The sequence below is a fragment of the Mucilaginibacter sp. genome, from assembly GCF_039207105.1.
Taxonomy (GTDB): domain Bacteria; phylum Bacteroidota; class Bacteroidia; order Sphingobacteriales; family Sphingobacteriaceae; genus Mucilaginibacter.
The window spans coordinates 1-16835 of the sequence record NZ_JBCECK010000118.1 but is presented as its reverse complement, the minus strand read 5'-3'; the positions used below and the strand labels follow the sequence as shown (position 1 = coordinate 16835).

General features: G+C 43.2%; 17 protein-coding genes. 5 read left to right on the top strand and 12 right to left on the bottom strand.

What is annotated here, in order from left to right; genetic code table 11:
* Positions 1–104: 104 nt before the first annotated feature.
* Positions 105–1187, bottom strand: a complete 1083-nt coding sequence (locus AAGC65_RS19310; protein WP_343114101.1) for an NADH:flavin oxidoreductase/NADH oxidase — start codon at positions 1185–1187, stop codon at positions 105–107.
* A gap of 367 nt (positions 1188–1554) precedes the next feature.
* The gene (locus AAGC65_RS19305) at positions 1555–3972 is read right to left on the bottom strand and encodes an outer membrane beta-barrel protein (protein ID WP_343114100.1); all 2418 of its coding nucleotides are present in this window, start codon (positions 3970–3972) and stop codon (positions 1555–1557) included.
* A gap of 166 nt (positions 3973–4138) precedes the next feature.
* Here AAGC65_RS19305 and AAGC65_RS19300 point away from each other — a divergent pair, with 166 nt between their 5' ends.
* The 4 genes from AAGC65_RS19300 (at position 4139) to AAGC65_RS19285 (ending at position 6734) form a co-directional block, all read left to right on the top strand.
* The gene (locus AAGC65_RS19300) at positions 4139–4981 is read left to right on the top strand and encodes a methylated-DNA--[protein]-cysteine S-methyltransferase (protein ID WP_343114099.1); all 843 of its coding nucleotides are present in this window, start codon (positions 4139–4141) and stop codon (positions 4979–4981) included.
* 3 nt (positions 4982–4984) lie between these two features.
* A complete protein-coding gene (locus AAGC65_RS19295) occupies positions 4985–5698 on the top strand; it encodes a 2OG-Fe(II) oxygenase (RefSeq protein ID WP_343114098.1) in 714 nt (237 codons plus the stop codon).
* Positions 5695–5949, top strand: coding sequence for an Ada metal-binding domain-containing protein (locus tag AAGC65_RS19290; protein ID WP_343114097.1), 255 nt, complete (start codon positions 5695–5697; stop codon positions 5947–5949). Before AAGC65_RS19295 ends, AAGC65_RS19290 begins: the two co-directional genes overlap by 4 nt.
* A 218-nt stretch (positions 5950–6167) precedes the next feature.
* Positions 6168–6734: a hypothetical protein gene (locus tag AAGC65_RS19285; protein ID WP_343114096.1), complete on the top strand. Its 567-nt coding sequence runs from the start codon at positions 6168–6170 to the stop codon at positions 6732–6734.
* A gap of 7 nt (positions 6735–6741) precedes the next feature.
* Here the strand turns inward: AAGC65_RS19285 and AAGC65_RS19280 are convergent, their stop codons facing one another.
* From AAGC65_RS19280 to AAGC65_RS19265, 4 genes are all read right to left on the bottom strand, one after another.
* Positions 6742–7629, bottom strand: a complete 888-nt coding sequence (locus AAGC65_RS19280; protein WP_343114095.1) for an alpha/beta hydrolase-fold protein — start codon at positions 7627–7629, stop codon at positions 6742–6744.
* 22 nt (positions 7630–7651) lie between these two features.
* Positions 7652–8539 (bottom strand): alpha/beta hydrolase-fold protein, encoded by an 888-nt coding sequence (locus AAGC65_RS19275; RefSeq protein WP_343114094.1) that lies wholly within the window; start codon positions 8537–8539, stop codon positions 7652–7654.
* A gap of 66 nt (positions 8540–8605) precedes the next feature.
* The gene (locus AAGC65_RS19270; protein WP_343114093.1) at positions 8606–9559 is read right to left on the bottom strand and encodes a 3',5'-cyclic-nucleotide phosphodiesterase; all 954 of its coding nucleotides are present in this window, start codon (positions 9557–9559) and stop codon (positions 8606–8608) included.
* 354 nt (positions 9560–9913) lie between these two features.
* A complete protein-coding gene (locus tag AAGC65_RS19265) occupies positions 9914–11008 on the bottom strand; it encodes an AI-2E family transporter (protein ID WP_343114092.1) in 1095 nt (364 codons plus the stop codon).
* 183 nt (positions 11009–11191) lie between these two features.
* Here AAGC65_RS19265 and AAGC65_RS19260 point away from each other — a divergent pair, with 183 nt between their 5' ends.
* Positions 11192–11368 (top strand): DUF6496 domain-containing protein, encoded by a 177-nt coding sequence (locus AAGC65_RS19260; RefSeq protein ID WP_167516215.1) that lies wholly within the window; start codon positions 11192–11194, stop codon positions 11366–11368.
* Between the two features lie 131 nt (positions 11369–11499).
* Here AAGC65_RS19260 and AAGC65_RS19255 read toward each other — a convergent pair whose 3' ends face one another.
* From AAGC65_RS19255 to AAGC65_RS19230, 6 genes are all read right to left on the bottom strand, one after another.
* Positions 11500–12471, bottom strand: a complete 972-nt coding sequence (locus tag AAGC65_RS19255) for a Gfo/Idh/MocA family oxidoreductase (protein ID WP_343114091.1) — start codon at positions 12469–12471, stop codon at positions 11500–11502.
* Positions 12472–12555: 84 nt separating this feature from the next.
* Positions 12556–13548, bottom strand: coding sequence for an L-glyceraldehyde 3-phosphate reductase (gene mgrA / locus AAGC65_RS19250; RefSeq protein ID WP_343114090.1), 993 nt, complete (start codon positions 13546–13548; stop codon positions 12556–12558).
* A gap of 105 nt (positions 13549–13653) precedes the next feature.
* Positions 13654–14961 carry a folylpolyglutamate synthase/dihydrofolate synthase family protein gene (locus AAGC65_RS19245; protein WP_343114089.1) on the bottom strand — a complete coding sequence of 436 codons (1308 nt, stop codon included), beginning with the start codon at positions 14959–14961 and terminating at the stop codon, positions 13654–13656.
* Positions 14962–15183: 222 nt separating this feature from the next.
* Positions 15184–15996: an energy transducer TonB gene (locus AAGC65_RS19240; protein ID WP_343114088.1), complete on the bottom strand. Its 813-nt coding sequence runs from the start codon at positions 15994–15996 to the stop codon at positions 15184–15186.
* A gap of 97 nt (positions 15997–16093) precedes the next feature.
* On the bottom strand, positions 16094–16495 hold the full coding sequence (locus tag AAGC65_RS19235; protein ID WP_343114087.1) for a biopolymer transporter ExbD: 402 nt from the start codon (positions 16493–16495) through the stop codon (positions 16094–16096).
* On the bottom strand, positions 16492–16835 hold a 344-nt coding region (locus AAGC65_RS19230; protein ID WP_343114086.1), incomplete at its 5' end, for a MotA/TolQ/ExbB proton channel family protein. The genes AAGC65_RS19235 and AAGC65_RS19230, both read right to left, overlap by 4 nt.

Genomic DNA, 16835 nt, shown 5'->3' with positions numbered 1-16835 from the left:
TGACCTGCTTGTAATGTGCCGTTCCAATGGGCGTTTGCTGTACGTTTCATAAGATGGTTTTTTATTAAGTGATGTATTATATTAGTTCAGTTTAATGACTGTTATTATTTGTTTGCGTTAGGCCATTTTGCCCTTTCATACTGCACAGGCCATTTTATTTCATGCCCTAACTCATGTGCCGCACGCAACGGAAAACGCGGATCGCGCAATATTTCGCGGGCCATTGAAACAATATCCGCTTCACCTTCCCGTATAATTTCATCGGCTTGCTGGGCCGTTGTTATTAAACCCACCGCACCTGTAAGTATACCACTTTCTTTTTTAACTTTATCAGCAAATTCAACTTGATAACCTGGTTTTAACGGTATTTTAGCATTGGCCACATTACCACCGGTCGAAACGTCAATCAGGTCTATACCTTTATCCTTTAAAATCTTTGCCAGCGCTACAGATTCGTCGGCAGTCCATCCGCCTTCGGTCCAGTCGGTTGCCGAAATTCTTATAAATAATGGGTTTTCTTTAGGCCAAACTTCCTGTACGGCATCTACAACCTCCAGTGTTAAGCGTATACGATTTTCAAATGATCCGCCATATTCGTCGGTGCGCTTATTGCTTACCGGCGACATAAACTGGTGCAGTAAATAGCCATGCGCGCCATGCAACTCAATAACCTTAAATCCGGCGATAAGCGCCCTGCCTGCGGCGGATTTGAAATCGGCTTTTATTTTTTCAATACCTGCTTTATCCAGCTCAATGGGTACTTCCTCACCCTCGGTAAATGCTACAGCACTTGGAGCTACAGTTTTCCATCCGTTTTGTTGATCGGATGGTATTTGTTTACCACCTAACCAGGGTTGCACATGGCTGGCCTTTCTGCCGGCATGCCCCAGTTGTATGCCCATGATGGTGCCTTGCGCATGTGCAAAATCAATGATCTGTTTTAGTTTAGGTATATGATCATCATGGTAAATACCCAGATCGGCAAAGGTGATACGGCCTTCCGGCGATACCGCGGTAGCCTCCGTAATAACCAATGCGGCCCCGCCAACGGCTATACTACCCAAATGAACCAGGTGCCATTCATTAGCAAAGCCATCCTCGCTTGAATACTCGCACATGGGCGATATCGCTATCCGGTTTTTTAATTCGATGTTTTTTATTGTAAGAGGCGAAAATAGGTTTGCCATAATTTGTTGTTGTTTCTTGTAAATATGATGACTAACAGTAGCAACTCCTTCACTGTTTTGTAAAATACGGCTTATGTAACAGAATGTATACGTTGGAACATGGAACCTCACCCAACCCTCTCCAAAGGAAAGGGCTTTAAAAAGTATGGTTTGATCAATCAAGTTGTTTATTGACTCACCCGACACCGATACGCTTGTCGACCCTCTCTTCGGCTTCGCTGAAAAGAGGGTGAGGGATTTTTCTTTGTTTTATAATTTTCCTTACCCTCTTTTCGCCGCAGGCGAAGAGAGGGTGGTCCAGCGAAGCGTAGACCGGGTGAGTAAATTGTATGCCATGCAATTTCAAGATCATGCCTGTTCGTTGCTATCAATGCACCCGTCCGCGTTCTTCCTCATTACCCGTATCGCGTTTTTTAGTGCTGTCCTCGCCGCCAAAACGGTAACTCAGGCCTACCAACACAAACCTGTTGAGCTGAAAATTGGTGAATTTGGTCCTGATGCCGTTAACGGTAGTAGTTACTGCCGATGCGCTGGTCCTGAAAGCATCGTTAAAGTTCAGGGTAATGTTCAGCTTCTTTTTCATGGCCAGTGCGGTGAAGCCAAAATCCAGTTTATAATATGGATCGGAGCGGCCAATGTGGTCAATTTCCGGAAACTGGTACCAGAAGTTAACAACCATAGCCAAAGTTTTATCGGCATTAAAATAAGCGGTGTTGTTGGTAGCCAGGTAAGCGCCATAACCACTTATGCTTTTAATATAAGGTATGCTGGAGTGGGCATCGGTATGGTAAAAAGTGGCCTGGTTATTATTATCGAGCCAGGTGAACAGATGCAGTGATATATTCTCAGAAATACCCACGCGGTAAGTTTTAATGAAATTCAGCGGAACAGTATAAACCAAATTGGTATCGGCACTGGCAACGGTTACATTATTGAATCCATTATCGGTAACGTTCAGGAACAGTGCCGATGTAAGCATACTTTTATACGTATGCGATACTTCTAAATTGCTGTTGTACTCCGGCTGCAAAAACGGGTTACCCTCGCCATAGCTGTAAGCTGTGAACAATGATTTAAAAGGGTTCAGATTCCAGAAAGAGGGACGATTGATTCTACGTCCAAAACTTAAGGAAAAACTGTTGGCCGTATCAGCCTGATAGGAGATGGATACTGAAGGAAACAACCTTAAGTATCTATTGGTATTGGTTTGGTTAAGCGTGTACGAGGTGCCTTTGGTTTCGGTGTATTCTGCACGCAGACCGGCCTGGTATTTCCATTTATCCTTTTCTTTATTCAGGTTAATATACAGCGATTGTGTGTTTTCAATATACCTGAACTCGTTACTCAGATTGGTGTTGTAGGTGAGCTGATCATTGGCATCTTTATTATAATAAAAAGCATTGCTGTAATTATTAATAAAGCTCAGCTTGCCACCAAAAGCCAGTTTTGCGAATGAAGTAGGTATTTCAGCATCGGCCTTAAAGGTATATACGTTAATGAGTTGTTTGTTGGTATCAAAGTATCGGGTATTGTTTTCGGGGATCACCTGTCCATTAGGTAAATAGCTGTTACTTTCAAAGTCCGACCGGTCGTTACGGTTATAGTTAAAGTAATCGGCGTTAAGCATCAGCTTTTTGCCGGTAGTATCAAAATTGATAATAGCATGTGCGTTACCTGAGTTACTGAGGGCTATGGGGTGATAAGTGGCATAAGTTCTTAAAGTTGAATCGAGCCCGCCGCTGCTGTTATAGATCGGGTTATTCACATGGTCCGATCCATCGTAAACGCTTTTACCACCCAGGTAAGATATGCCGATTGTGGTTTTGGGGCTTACTTTATAATCAATCCCGGCAACAATATTAAAGTTGTGGCCGCGGTAGTTGCCGGTATCGGTTTGCAGCCAACTTTGTTCGGGATAAAAAATGTCGGTCTCGAAACCTTCCAGCTCATGGTCATGATCCATGCTGATGTTGGCATAGGCCGACCATTTATCGGCATTATAATTCAAATTTGCGCTGCCTGCAGCCAGCCAGTAGTTGCTGGTACCAAAAACGGTAGCCGGGCTGTGTAACGATTGTCTGTCGCTCAGTTGCACATTGCCCGAAAAGCCCTGTTTACTGCTGTGTTTGGTAGTAATATTAATGAGCCCCGCGTTGCCATCAGCATCGTAATTGGCGGATGGATTTTTGATAACCTCTATTTTAGAGATCTGGTTGGCCGACATTGATTTAAGATAGCGCACCAAATCAACCCCGGCAAGCTGCACCACACGATCGTTGATCATCACCCTGACCATGCCTTTGCCCACTATACTGATCTCGTTGCCATTTACCTTTACACCCGGAACTTTACCCAGCGTAGTCAACACATCTGTACCGGTAGCGGTTACATTGGAAGCCACATTGTAAACCATTTTTTCCTGATTGTTCTCAACGGTGGCTTTGGCAGCTGTAACCACAACTTCGTTCAGTTGGGTGTTTGATCGTTGCAGGACAATGCTGATTACGGTATCCCGTATAATAGAAATCTTGGATTGATATTGCTGATACCCGGTAGATGTTACCGTAAGCAGGTACTGACCTGCATGCAGGCCGTTAAAGCTAAAACCACCTGAGTTATCGGTTTGTAATGATTGGTTTTTCTGATCGTCTGTGTTTATCAGGCTTACACCGGCATAATCTACCGGGTGTTGTGATACATCAGTTACGGTACCTGTAAGTTTTATCTGGGCATAAAGACCAGCGTGTATGAGAGTTAATAAGAAGATGGTAAATAGTACTTTCAAATTGGCAGGTTTAAAAATTTGCCTAAGTATAAGAAAAGATATGGCAAATTGGAAAACACAATGCCTAAATTTGATATCCTAAAGCTGGTTTAACTGCGCAAGTTCCGGGTTTTACCGCATTTGTTAGCGGCCTACATTTGTAGTGTAATCATTAATAAATAACATTATGAACACACAAGAAGAAATTAATTATCAACGTATAGCCGAAGCAATAAACTATATAAAGCTGAATTTCAAAAGCCAGCCCAATTTAGATGATGTGGCCGAAAAGGTAAACCTGAGCCCTTTCCATTTTCAGCGTTTATTTACCGACTGGGCAGGCATCAGCCCTAAAAAATTTCTGCAATACCTGAGCCTTGATTATGCCAAGGGGATACTGAAAGATAAGCAGGCCACCTTGTTTGATACCGCTTTTGAAACCGGCCTTTCGGGTACCGGCCGCCTGCATGATCTGTTTGTGAACATTGAGGGGATGACACCCGCCGAATATAAAAACGGAGGTAAAGAGCTCCACATTAATTACAGCTTTGCCGAAACCCCTTTCGGTAACATCATTGTAGCATCAACCCCCAAAGGTATTTGTTATATGGCTTTTGCCGACGATAGGGAGGCTGCTTTTAATCAGCTGGAGTATCAGTTCCCGAATGCCGTTTATGAACAGGTGGTGGATGTGGCCCAACAAGATGCCCTGCATATATTTAAAAAAGATTGGTCGGAGTTATCAACTATCAAGCTGCACCTAAAGGGTACTAATTTTCAGCTTAAGGTATGGGAAGCGTTGCTTAAAATACCGATGGGGCAGCTGAGTACTTATTCAGATATATCAAAGCAGATACTGCAACCCAATGCCAGCAGGGCAGTAGGCAGCGCGATAGGAGCCAATCCGGTTGCCTTTTTGATCCCTTGTCACCGGGTTATCAAATCAACCGGCGAGTTTGGCGGGTATCATTGGGGGCCAACCCGTAAATCGGCTATCATTGGCTGGGAGGCTGCCATCATAAATAATTAAGTTATGATGATAAGTATTCAGGAAAGAATTAACCAGCTAAACTGGGCTGATATCGCGACAGCAATGGATAATAAAGGATTTGCCCAGGTAAAAGGAGTTTTAACAAATCATGAGTGTGACAGCTTAACCGCAGTATATAATGATGAGCAACTATACCGCAAAACCATTGTAATGGAGCGGCACCATTATGGGCAGGGCGAGTATAAGTATTTTAATTATCCGCTGCCCGAGCTTGTACAGCAGTTGCGCGAAAGCGTGTACCCCAAACTGGCGCCTATTGCCAATAACTGGATGCAGCTTTTGGGTAAAGAACAACGCTTTCCGGATAGTTTGGAACAACTGCTCCAACATTGCCATGAGCACGAACAGCTGCGCCCGACTCCTCTGATATTGCAATACACAGCAGGCGGCTACAATGCCATGCACCAGGACTTGTATGGCGAAGTGTTTTTTCCGATGCAACTGGTATTTATACTGGATGAACCGGGCACAGACTATGAGGGCGGCGAGTTTATACTGATGGAGCAGAAACCACGGGAGCAATCGCGTGTTAGGGTGGTACAGCCCGCAAAAGGCGATATGCTGCTGTTTACCACCAGCTACCGGCCTGCTAAGGGCAGCAAAGGCTATCACCGGGTAAATATGAAACATGGCGTAGGCGAACTCATGGCAGGCAAAAGGCGTAGTATGGGCATTATTTTTCATGATGCCAAATGATCAGGCATATGGATCTGGGTGATACCTCCTTTGCACGTAGCCGCCAGCTAAAACTGCTGATCAATAAGGACGAAATACAGTTTGGAGGTAACGCTAAACTCAAAATTTACGGTACTCTTCATTGCCGTTCGGGCATGCGTATGAAAGCGGAAAACCGTGTATTTTTTGCGTCGGAGGCCGAAGCGATTGAAATGGGCTACAGGCCTTGTGGTCATTGTATGAGGGAGGCTTATGGGGAGATGGAAGAGTAGATTATAAAATCCTGTCATTGCGAGGAACGAAGCAATCGCGAGCTATGCATATCCGCGATTGCCACGCTACACTCGCAATGACAAAATTTTAAATATTCTTTCTTGCGCTCATCTTTGACGAATGCTCCATATGGCTTAGCGATTATATCGCTTGTATCAAAACTTGTACCTTTTGCGTTAGTATCATTAAACGCTTACATTTAGCTAACCTGACCATCATGCTCAAAAAAACATTACTCATTATATTTTTAATAATCGCTGGTAAAATAACCCATGCCCAAACAGCTGATGAGGTGTACGAGAAATACGCTGACTTTAATTTAGCCATATTGCAAAATGAGCATGATAAAGCCCTTGACCTGGGGCAGCAAATACTACCAGATTCTGCCAAGCTGAACTCCAAAGTTCGTGTTAGCTTTTATAACAGTATGGCTAAATTATATGAGGATGATAGTCAGAGTGTAAAGGCAATTGAATATTATAACAGGGTAGCAGCTGCCCAGCCTGATTATTATGTAGCTCACCGGGCGCTGGGGTATTTATACATCAAGGATATTTCCGGGAAACCGGCTGACCAGGTAGTTATAGATGCAGCTTATAAGGATAAAATAAAGAAAGCGTTGCCTCATTTAGAGAAAGCTCAGGCTTGTGACCCTGATGACGAAACGCTCAACCTCATCAAAACCCTTTATCGCAATATTAATGATGAAAAAGGCCTCAACTCCTTACCCGGGCGACTTGATCAACTAAAGAAAAACTGTATCGATATTTTAGATACGCAATAAATGCTGTCTATTTCTGCCTGAAGCTATCGCCTATAAATTCCAGTGCATCGGTGATACCGGTGCGCCAGTATGTCCAGTTATGGGCACCATCACGTATCCTGAACTCATGCGGAACCTTTTTTTCGGTAAGCGCGATGTGCAGCAGAGAATTGCCTTTACTCAGCGGATCATCATCACCGCAATCAATCCAATAGCGTACTTGTTTAAGCTCATCGGTGGTTTTGTTTTGAACCAGACCGAGTACCGAGTTACTTTGCCAGGTGGAGTTTAAACGTTCGCGGCCTTTTAGGTTAGGGCCCATTGCCTGGCTGTAAGTTTCGGCCCAGCGGGCATCTGGTATAGCCATAAAGTCCTCATCGCTGCGTACAGCCGCGCTCAATGCCGCGGCCGCCGAAAACAGCTCCGGATGTTTTAAACTGTACACCAGCGTACCAAAGCCACCCATTGAAAGGCCGGCCACGCCACGGTATTTTTTGCTAGCCTTAATGCGAAACTCATGCTCAATATCGGGCATAAATTCCTTGAAAAAGAAGTCTTCATATTTCTGTTTGCCATCAAAAGAATTGATATACCAGCTGATTTGGGCATCGGGCATTACAATGATCATGGGCGGTATCTTGCCTTCGGCAATAGCCTTATCTGCGTAGCGGTTAATCTCGCCAAATTCCAGCCAGCCGGTATGGTCATCGCCAAAACCGTGCAGCAGGTAAACTACGGGGTAGCTGCGGTTTGATGTTTCATAATCAGCCGGCAGATAGATGGCATATTTCACGTTATGCCCTAAAATGTCGCTCTTAATATTTTGTTCTTCTATCACTTTGCCCTTGGGCTGAGCAAAAACAGTGCCCGCCGAAAGCATCAAACAAAAAAAGATGAGCCTTTTAAATATGATCATAAGTGATGGTATCAAGGTGTTTTTATTTCTGTCTGAAGCTATCGCCAATAAACTGCAGCGCGTCTATAATACCGGTACGCCAGTAGGTCCAGGTATGGGCGCCGTCACGTGTTCTGAACTCGTGGGGTACTTTCTTTTCGGTAAGCTCGATGTGCAGCAGGCAGTTTCCTTTGGTTAAAAAATCATCGTCGCCGCAATCTATCCAATAGCGAACGGTTTTAAGCTCGTCGGTGGTTTTATTTTGCACTATGTTTAAAATAGAATTAGCCTGCCATGCTTTATTGATGCGATCATTACCCTTTAATCCCCTGCCATAAAGCTGGCCAAACACATTCTCCCAATTATTGTCGGGCATGGTTACCATCTGGTCATCCGGAAATACAGCCGCGCTCAAAGCCGCGCCGGCGGCAAATAATTGTGGATATTTCATGGTGTACATCAGTGTACCGTAACCCCCCATTGATAAACCGGCAACACCCCGGTATTTTTTCTCTGTTTTAATCCGATAGGCCTTTTCAACATGAGGCATAAACTCTTTGATAAAAAAGTCCTCATATTTCTCCTTGCCATCGTAGGAGTTAATGTACCAGCTTGAGTCGGCATTAGGCATTACAATGATCATCGGGGGGATAGTACCTTCGGCAATGGCCTTATCTGCGTAGCGATTTATTTCGCCAAATTGCAGCCAGCCTGTATTATCATCAGAGTAACCGTGTAGCAAATAAACTACAGGGTAACTGCGGTTTGAACTTTCGTAATCGGCGGGCAGGTAAATAGTATATTTTACATTGCGCTTTAAAATACTGCTTTTAACAGTTTGCTCCTCAATTACTTTACCCTGCAATTGTGCAAATGCCGAATTAACGCATATCATGCAACAAAACAGCAGGCACTTTTGAATAATGTTCATCTGGTAGCCGGTTTAGTTTTGGTTGATGGAAATTTAGTTATTTTTTGCTGTTGACCAAATAGCCGCCTAAAAATTAAGCGCTTTTCCCTGTTCAGGATATATCAGGTTTAATTGCAATTGATTGGAAGCAGCAAGCTGAGCCTTAATTGTAGTGATGCTGTTTGCGGGCGGTTTAAGGTGGGTAACCAAGATGTTTAAACCTTTTAACTGGCCGGGGCCGGTGAGGGCCGCCAGTTTATCCATCTCGGCCATGAGCCAGCGAGGGGTTAAATGGCCAAAAAGGGTTTTATCGGGTTGCTCGTTCGGGAACGATACCTCTATTAAGATAGCCTTTAGCTGATGTGTCTTTATTAAAGGAACAATAAACTGCCACAGGTTTTGCAGGTTGCTGCTTTTTTCAACAGCATCTGGGCCTGTATCACCTAAATATAATACGTAGTTGTTGTTGCTTTGTACTAAAAAAGCTGTACTGGTTAGGTTTGAATGCGCCAGCGGAAAAGCCTGTACCTTGAAACTTGTATTTTCTACATCGGTTTGTGTGCCTGGCGTAAGTATTTGGTAATGGTATTTTTTTAAGGCCGGAGTTTCACCCTGATCGGCAAAGTTGGCCCAACTGGTCCAGGTAAAATAATGGGTTTTGATGGTCTCCAGGGTGCTTTGCAGTCCGTATATGGTTTTGGTGCTATCCTCGGGTGAGTTAATGATGAGTCCAGAAATATGATCCAGATGAGCATGCGATATAAAATAGCCTTTGATATACTGCTTCAAAACCTTATCGCCAGTTACCTGAAACGTTTTGTTGGCTACCGCTTTTTCTATGCCATAGTGTATTGTACCGGCATCAAGGCAAATAAAATTGGTACTGCCTGCCGGAGCAAGCATGTAGGCTGAAAGATTACTTTCGTCAATACCGCCCAATACACCTAAGGGTACCAGTTTAAAAGCCGGTTTTGACTGTGCTAAAACCAGAAAAGGCATTAGCAGCCATAAGATCATTAAATATGCTTGCTTGCGATACATTTTGGCAGATTTTTAAACTGCAAACGCTGCAGCCATCAGGCTACTAAATTAATGATATGCGCTGCAAATAAGCAAGCCTGCTAACAGGTTATTTAAAAGTGATAACGGGTTTTAAGGCAGCGGTCGCAAAAGAATTTTTTTACCGGTAGCCAGAATAAAAATGTTTTGAGAAGTACACCTCTTTTGCGGCGGGTATAAAGAATTTCTTTACATTTTTTGCACCTGTAAATAGGGCGTGATGGGTCAGTGACAAGTTCCATTGTTTAGGGGCATTAATACTTCAAATCTAAGTATAAAAGTTTAAATTTTGAAGTATTCCTGAATGGAATATTGTAATTTTTTACAGCAAAAAATCTATTCAGTTTTTAACTCGGCAGCAGCCTTTTTTTTGTATTCGTAATCGCCGCCCAGCAGGTAACCCCAGGGTTTTAAACTTTCAATGCGGTCAAATATGATCTTGAAAATAGCGATAACCGGGATAGATAAGAACATGCCCGACAGGCCCCATATCATCTCGCCTAAAATGATACCGATAAATGATATCAAGGCATTAAGCCTTACCTTTGAGCCCACAATGGTTGGCAATAAAAAATTGGCATCAATAGCGTGTATACCTACCACGCTGCCAATTACTATAATGGTTTCTTTGATATTACCGGTTGCAAAGGTTATTACAGCGCTTAACAACAATGCCGTAAAAATACCGATGTACGGAATAATGTTAAATAACCCCACAATAATACCCAGCAGGGCAGCATATTTGATACCTATTATCCAGAAAGCGGTAATGGCCACGGCGGCTACAATCACCATCTCCAGAAGCAGGCCCAAAATATATTGCCTTAATATGGATTGAATATTTTGAACGATATCCATCACCACATGCTCATTTTCATCGCGGAAAACCCAAATGATAAAACGAAGCAGCAATCGCCTGTACAACAATATGAAGAAGGTGAATATCATGATGAATGTATAAAACAGCATCAATGATGATATAGCGCCAAAAGTAGTACCCAACACATCGCTGCCCGAAGCCATAATTTTATCGGCAGTGGTATGCACATAATGCATCTGTTTATCAGCATTGATATGAAATGTGCCTTGTATCCACTCCTGCAGATCTTTTAGCGATTGGGTCACCTGGTTTTTAAGCATGGGCCAATCATTGGCTACGTTTGATATTTGCGAACCCACCAGGTATAATATACCGCCTACCAGGGCTACCAATAATAATATAGCTACTAATGACGACGCGCTGCGCGGGAGACGGCATTTTCTTTCCAGGAAGTTGGACACCGGTAATAGGAGTATGGCAAATATAAACCCGAATATCATCGGGTCAAGCAGGTCTTTACCTATAATAATGAGATAACCGAGAGCTAAAAAGCCAATTAATACTAATGCAAGTCGTTCGTAAAAAGGTGCTAATAGTTTTTTGGCAGTCATATTGATCAGAATTTCAGCGTTTTCCAGTTGGTAACATATATCCGCACCGGATGTTTGAAGTTAAGCAATATATCCCTGTGTTTTTTTTCAATTTTTATATTACAGAGGCTTGAGTACTTAAGCGAGTATCCATTTTGGCAAATATTTTGTAGTAATTAAATTATCTACTTAAAACTTAAAGTTATGGCAAAGTATTCGGAAAAAGCAGGAGAAAAAGTTGAGAAAACAATGCATGAAATGAAAGAAGGCAAGTTAAAAAGCGGCAGCGGTAAAAAAGTTACCAGCAAAAAACAAGCCGTGGCTATTGGCCTTTCTGAAGCACGTAAGGAAGGCGCAAAGGTGCCTAAGAAGAAAAGTTAATGAATTATAATAATGATGTCATTGCGAGGAGTAACGACGAAGCAATCGCGAACTTTGCAGATTTAGCCTGTATGGTTCGCGGTTGCCACGCTACGCTTGCAATGACACATTTTTTAAGATTGTATCACAAATCACTTTGTAAACGCATCTAAAATATCCATCAGTACAATAGCTTCCTCAATTGAGCAGGGGTTTGGCCCTTCGTTTTTAAAGTAGGATACGATATTGGTGATGTGCGGCTGTTGTATATGCTGCGGATGCTCAAAGTTCAGGGTTTCTTCTTCGGTTTCTGTTTTCCAGTTGATGTACGTGCCAAAAAACGGGAAGGTGATTTTGCCTTCAGTACCAATAATCTCGCAGGTGTCAGTAGTTTGACTATCGGCCACGTTAAAACACCATGAACCGTTAACCACTACCTTGTTTTTAAACAGTATCTCCCCGCAAACATGATCATCAGCCGGCGAAGTACCCGCCTGATTAAGTGAAAACCCGTGATATTTTTCTGGTTCGCCAAAATAGTACAGCATCAGGTCAAGCTGATGAGGAGCAAGGTCATGAAAGTAACCTCCACCCGATAATTCGGGCTGTAAACGCCAGTTGGTTTCTACCGGGGCAATAAGAGCGGGCTTACGGCTTTGCCACATCCTGATCTGTACGGTACGGATGTCGCCAACCTTTTTTTGATCGATGAGCTCTTTAACCTTCAAAAACATGGGTAATGCCCGGCGATAATGTGCCACAGTTAGTTTTGCATTGCTTTGCTTTACGGCTTCGGCTATGGCCCGGGCTTCGGCAGCATTGCGGGTAACCGGCTTTTCTACATATACATTAAGCCCTTTACCTAAAGCGGCTTTGGCATATTCCAGGTGTGATGAAGGCGGTGTAGCAATATAAATAGCGTTAACGCCCGCCTCATTCATTAACTGATCAGCATCGCTATACCATTGTGCTACCTCATGCCTTTGGGCATAGTCGGCAGCTTTGGCCGCGTCACGCCGCATTACGGCAAGCAGGTTACTGCCAGGTACTTTTTTAAATGCCGGGCCGCTTTTTTTTTCTGTTACATTACCGCAACCAATGATGCCCCAATTGATATCGCTCATAAAGCCCCCTCTAAATCTCCCCCTTTAGGGGGAGACTTTTTATAATATGATTAATTATGATTGGATTGATAATTTGCCTGTGCATTAGGCAGCCAATATTTTTTCTATTTGGCTCAGTTCTTCTGAAGAAAACTCCAGTTTATCTAAAGCTTTTAATGAATCGGCCAGTTGCTCGGCACGGCTTGCTCCAATTAAAACAGAAGTTACACGGTTATCTTTCAGTAACCAGGCCAGTGCCATTTGTGCCAGCGTTTGGCCGCGTTTGATAGCCAGATCGTTCAGCTGTTTTATCTGTGCTAACCTTTCTTCGGTGATCTGGCTCGTTTGCAAAAAGCCGGTTGCTTTTGCAGCCCTTGAATCTTCAGGAATACCGTGCAGGTATTTATTGGTTAATAAACCCTGTGCCAATGGCGAAAACGGGATACAGCCTACACCTGAATTACCCAGTACATCCAATAAACCTTCTTCCGGGTCGCGAACGAACATAGAGTACTTTGGTTGATGAATAAGGCATGGTGTACCCAGATCTTTTAATATGGCGATAGCTTTGGCGGCTTCCTCAGCAGGATAGTTAGAGATACCGGCGTATAAAGCTTTACCCTGACGCACGATCAAATCAAGAGCGCTCATGGTTTCTTCAAGCGGTGTTTCCGGATCCGGACGGTGGTGATAAAATATATCTACATAATCCAAACCCATACGTTTAAGGCTTTGATCTAAACTGGCTACTAAATATTTTTTTGAACCCCAGTCGCCATAAGGGCCATCCCACATGGTATAACCGGCTTTGCTTGAAATGATCATTTCATCGCGGTAGCCACGGAAATCCTCTTTTAAAATACGACCAAAATTTTCTTCGGCCGAACCCGGAGGCGGGCCGTAGTTGTTAGCCAGGTCAAAGTGGGTGATGCCGCTGTCAAAAGCCAGGTGTAAAATTTTACGGTAAGTTTCGGTTACGTCTACATGGCCGAAATTGTGCCACAAGCCTAATGAAATAGCCGGAAGTTTAATGCCGCTATTGCCACAACGACGATATTGCATTTTTTTGTATCTGTCTGCAGATGGTACGTAAGTCATATGATAAATGAGAGATTAGATTGGTTTTAAGAATGGTAAAAATAGAACTTTATACAAATAACGGAAGTAAATATTTTGTTAAGGATTGATCAGAGGTTGTCTGAATCAAACAACTTCAGCTACTACAAAAGTGCTTCCTCCCACAAAAACCAGATCGTTATCGCCGGCATTGGCCTGTGCATCTGCCAGAGCCGATTTTACTGATGGATATGCTGAACCATGTAAGCCAAAACCGGCTGCCTGTTGTTTTAACATCTCTGCATCGAGCCCTCTCGGTATATCGGGCTTGCAGAAATAATAGGTTGCATTTTTGGGCAGCATGCTTAGCACTTTGGTGATATCCTTATCGTTCACCATGCCTATTACAAAGTGGAGTTGGGTATAATTTACAGCGTCTATATTCTTTAGTACCTCCTCAATACCATCAGGGTTGTGACCGGTATCGCAAATGGTAAGCGGCTGGGTGTTTAAAACTTCCCAACGACCATGTAAGCCGGTTAACGTTTTTACCTGCCGTAAAGCAGTCGCTATATGATTATCAGTGATTACAAAGTCCTGCATCCGTAACTCATCAACAGCTGATAAAACCGTTTTTACATTCTTCTGCTGATAAGTACCCGTAAGGTCGAGCTGTAAGTAATAAGTTGTAAGTTGTAAGTGATGGGTTAAAGTAAGGTCAAGGTATTCAAGCTCAGTTTTTGACTTTTGACTTTCGACTTTTGAATTATCAATAGTCCATTCAGCTGAGGCGAATTTAATATCGCTACCTTGCTCCGTAGCTTTATTGATAAAAACCTGCGCCGTTTCGGGCTGGTTTTCACCGATGATTACAGGTATGCCTGGTTTAATAATGCCAGCTTTTTCGCCTGCTATCAGTTGTAAGGTATTGCCCAGCATATTCATATGATCCCAGCCAATGTTGGTAATAACCGAAAGGAGCGGGGTGATGATGTTGGTTGAGTCAAGCCGGCCGCCCAGGCCTACTTCCACAATGGCTATATCAACCTTTTCCTTTGCAAAAACATCAAAGGCAAGGGCTACGGTCATTTCAAAAAAAGAGGGAGCTATCTCATCAAAATCGGTATGGTGATCGGCTACAAAATCGATAACAGTTTGCTCGCTGATCATTTGACCGTTTACGCGGATGCGTTCCCGGAAATCTTTCAGATGAGGCGATGTATATAAACCGGTTTTATAACCCGCGGTTTGTAGTACAGCCGCCAGCATGTGCGATGTAGAACCTTTGCCATTAGTTCCCGCGATATGTACACTTTTGAATTTGTGCTGCGGGTTATCCAGGCGCTTGCAAAGCTCAATGGTATTGGTCAGGTCTTTTTTAAAAGCCGATGCCCCATCGCGCGTAAACATCGGGAGCTGGGTATATAGGTATTGGATGGTTTCCTGGTAGTTCATGGTCCATAGTCCATAGTTTATAGCTATGGTTTATAGTAGCAAACTTATAAAATTAATTATTGGATTAGGCTTCGAGGCAATAACTAAGATTAAAATAGGATAGGCTTATGATATAAGTTATGACCATAGTCGATGGTTCATAGACCATAGTCCTTAATCCAAAAATCTATAGTCAAGTAGTCCATAACTATGATCTATGAACCATCAACTATGGACTAAATATCAATTAACCTTGAATACAAACACTACGTTTCCCTTTTGTTCATCAGGAGCAGTGTCCAACGAGGTGATCTTAGAGTTTTTAACCGCGTTCTCGCACTTCTCAATCAGGTTATAGTCAGATATGGTAGTGCCGCGGGTTGCTTTGGCATAGGTTACGTTGCCTTCCTTATCTACGTGTATCTCAATTACTATTTTACCTGTGAAACGATTTCCATCGTCCACATTAGGTTTACTAACAAAGTTACGCGCTCCCAAACTCAGGTTACCACCGTTTCCAGATCCTGTTCCATCATAATTGTTAGCAAGGGTGCTTCCTGCTTGCTTACCCTGGTTCCCGGGAGTTTTTCCATTTCCGTCACCTTCTCCGGTACCGGTTGAAGCTTTGCCCTTATATAAAGCGTTCTGGTTTACAGTAGGCTTTGGTTGTGTTTTTGTTGGCTCGGGCGTAGCAACCGTACTTGATGGCTTTTTGGTAGGCGCGGCAACTTCAGGCGCATCCTCGGTATTTTGAGTTACTACAGTTTTATCGCTGCTTTGCGGTGTTGGCTTGTCTTCGGTTGGTTTTTCGTGGGTGATCTTATCGGGTTTTGTATTATTGGCCTTTTCGGCTACCGAAGGCTCTTCGGTACTCATGTAATCGTTCCCCATACCTTCATCTACGGTTCCGTAGTTTACCAGTATGCCTCCTGTTCCTTCCTCTTGTTTCGGTGGATTTTGAAACACAATAAAATAACAAGCCGCTATCAACACGGCCAGTATAATGCCTGTTGCCAAAAACGCCTTCGGATAGTTATTTTCTTCCCTGTATTCCATTTTAGTATTTAGTGCGCGGTGCCGGTTGCGAGGTGCGGGGATTGATCTGAACCTTTTTTAACCGGCTCCTCGCACCCCATACCCCGCACTTTCCAGACTATCCTTTAGGTTCCGTTGCCAGTACCAGTTTAATGTTTAATTTTTGTGCTATATCCATTACCTGTACCACATCCTGTATGGCTACGGTTTTATCAACGTATAAAACTATGGTCAATTCGCTTGCCAGGGTTTTATAGCCCGATAGGGTGGCCTGCAGGCCATCAACAGGTACTTCCTTTTTATCAACGTAATAACGCAGATCTTTTGTTACCGATACCGTAATTGTTTTTTTAGATACCGACTGCCCGGTTGATGATTTGGGCAATACCAGTTTAATAACGTTAGGGTTGGTAACTGTTGACGCGATGAGGAAAAACAAAAGCAGGAAGAACATGATGTCGTTCATGGCCGATGTATGAACCTCTGCCGATGCACCTCTATGTCTTTTTCTTAAATTCATTTGCTTGGCTCCTCTAACAGGTCAATAAATTCAATAGCGTCTGTTTCCAGGCTCAAAATTACTTTATCAACCATCATATTCAAAATGTGGTAACATACGTAAGCTACGATACCTACCATAAGGCCCGCAGCTGAGGTTACCATTTTAACATATAAACCGCCCGATATAACACCCATGCTGATGTTGTCGGTTTTTGATATATCGTAAAATATCTTGATTACCCCTGCAATGGTACCCAAGAACCCGAACATGGGCGCGATACCTGCAACAATACCAAGAATGCCGATGTTTTTTTCCAGTTTAGATACTTCCAGCTTACCTACGTTTTCAATAGCGCCTT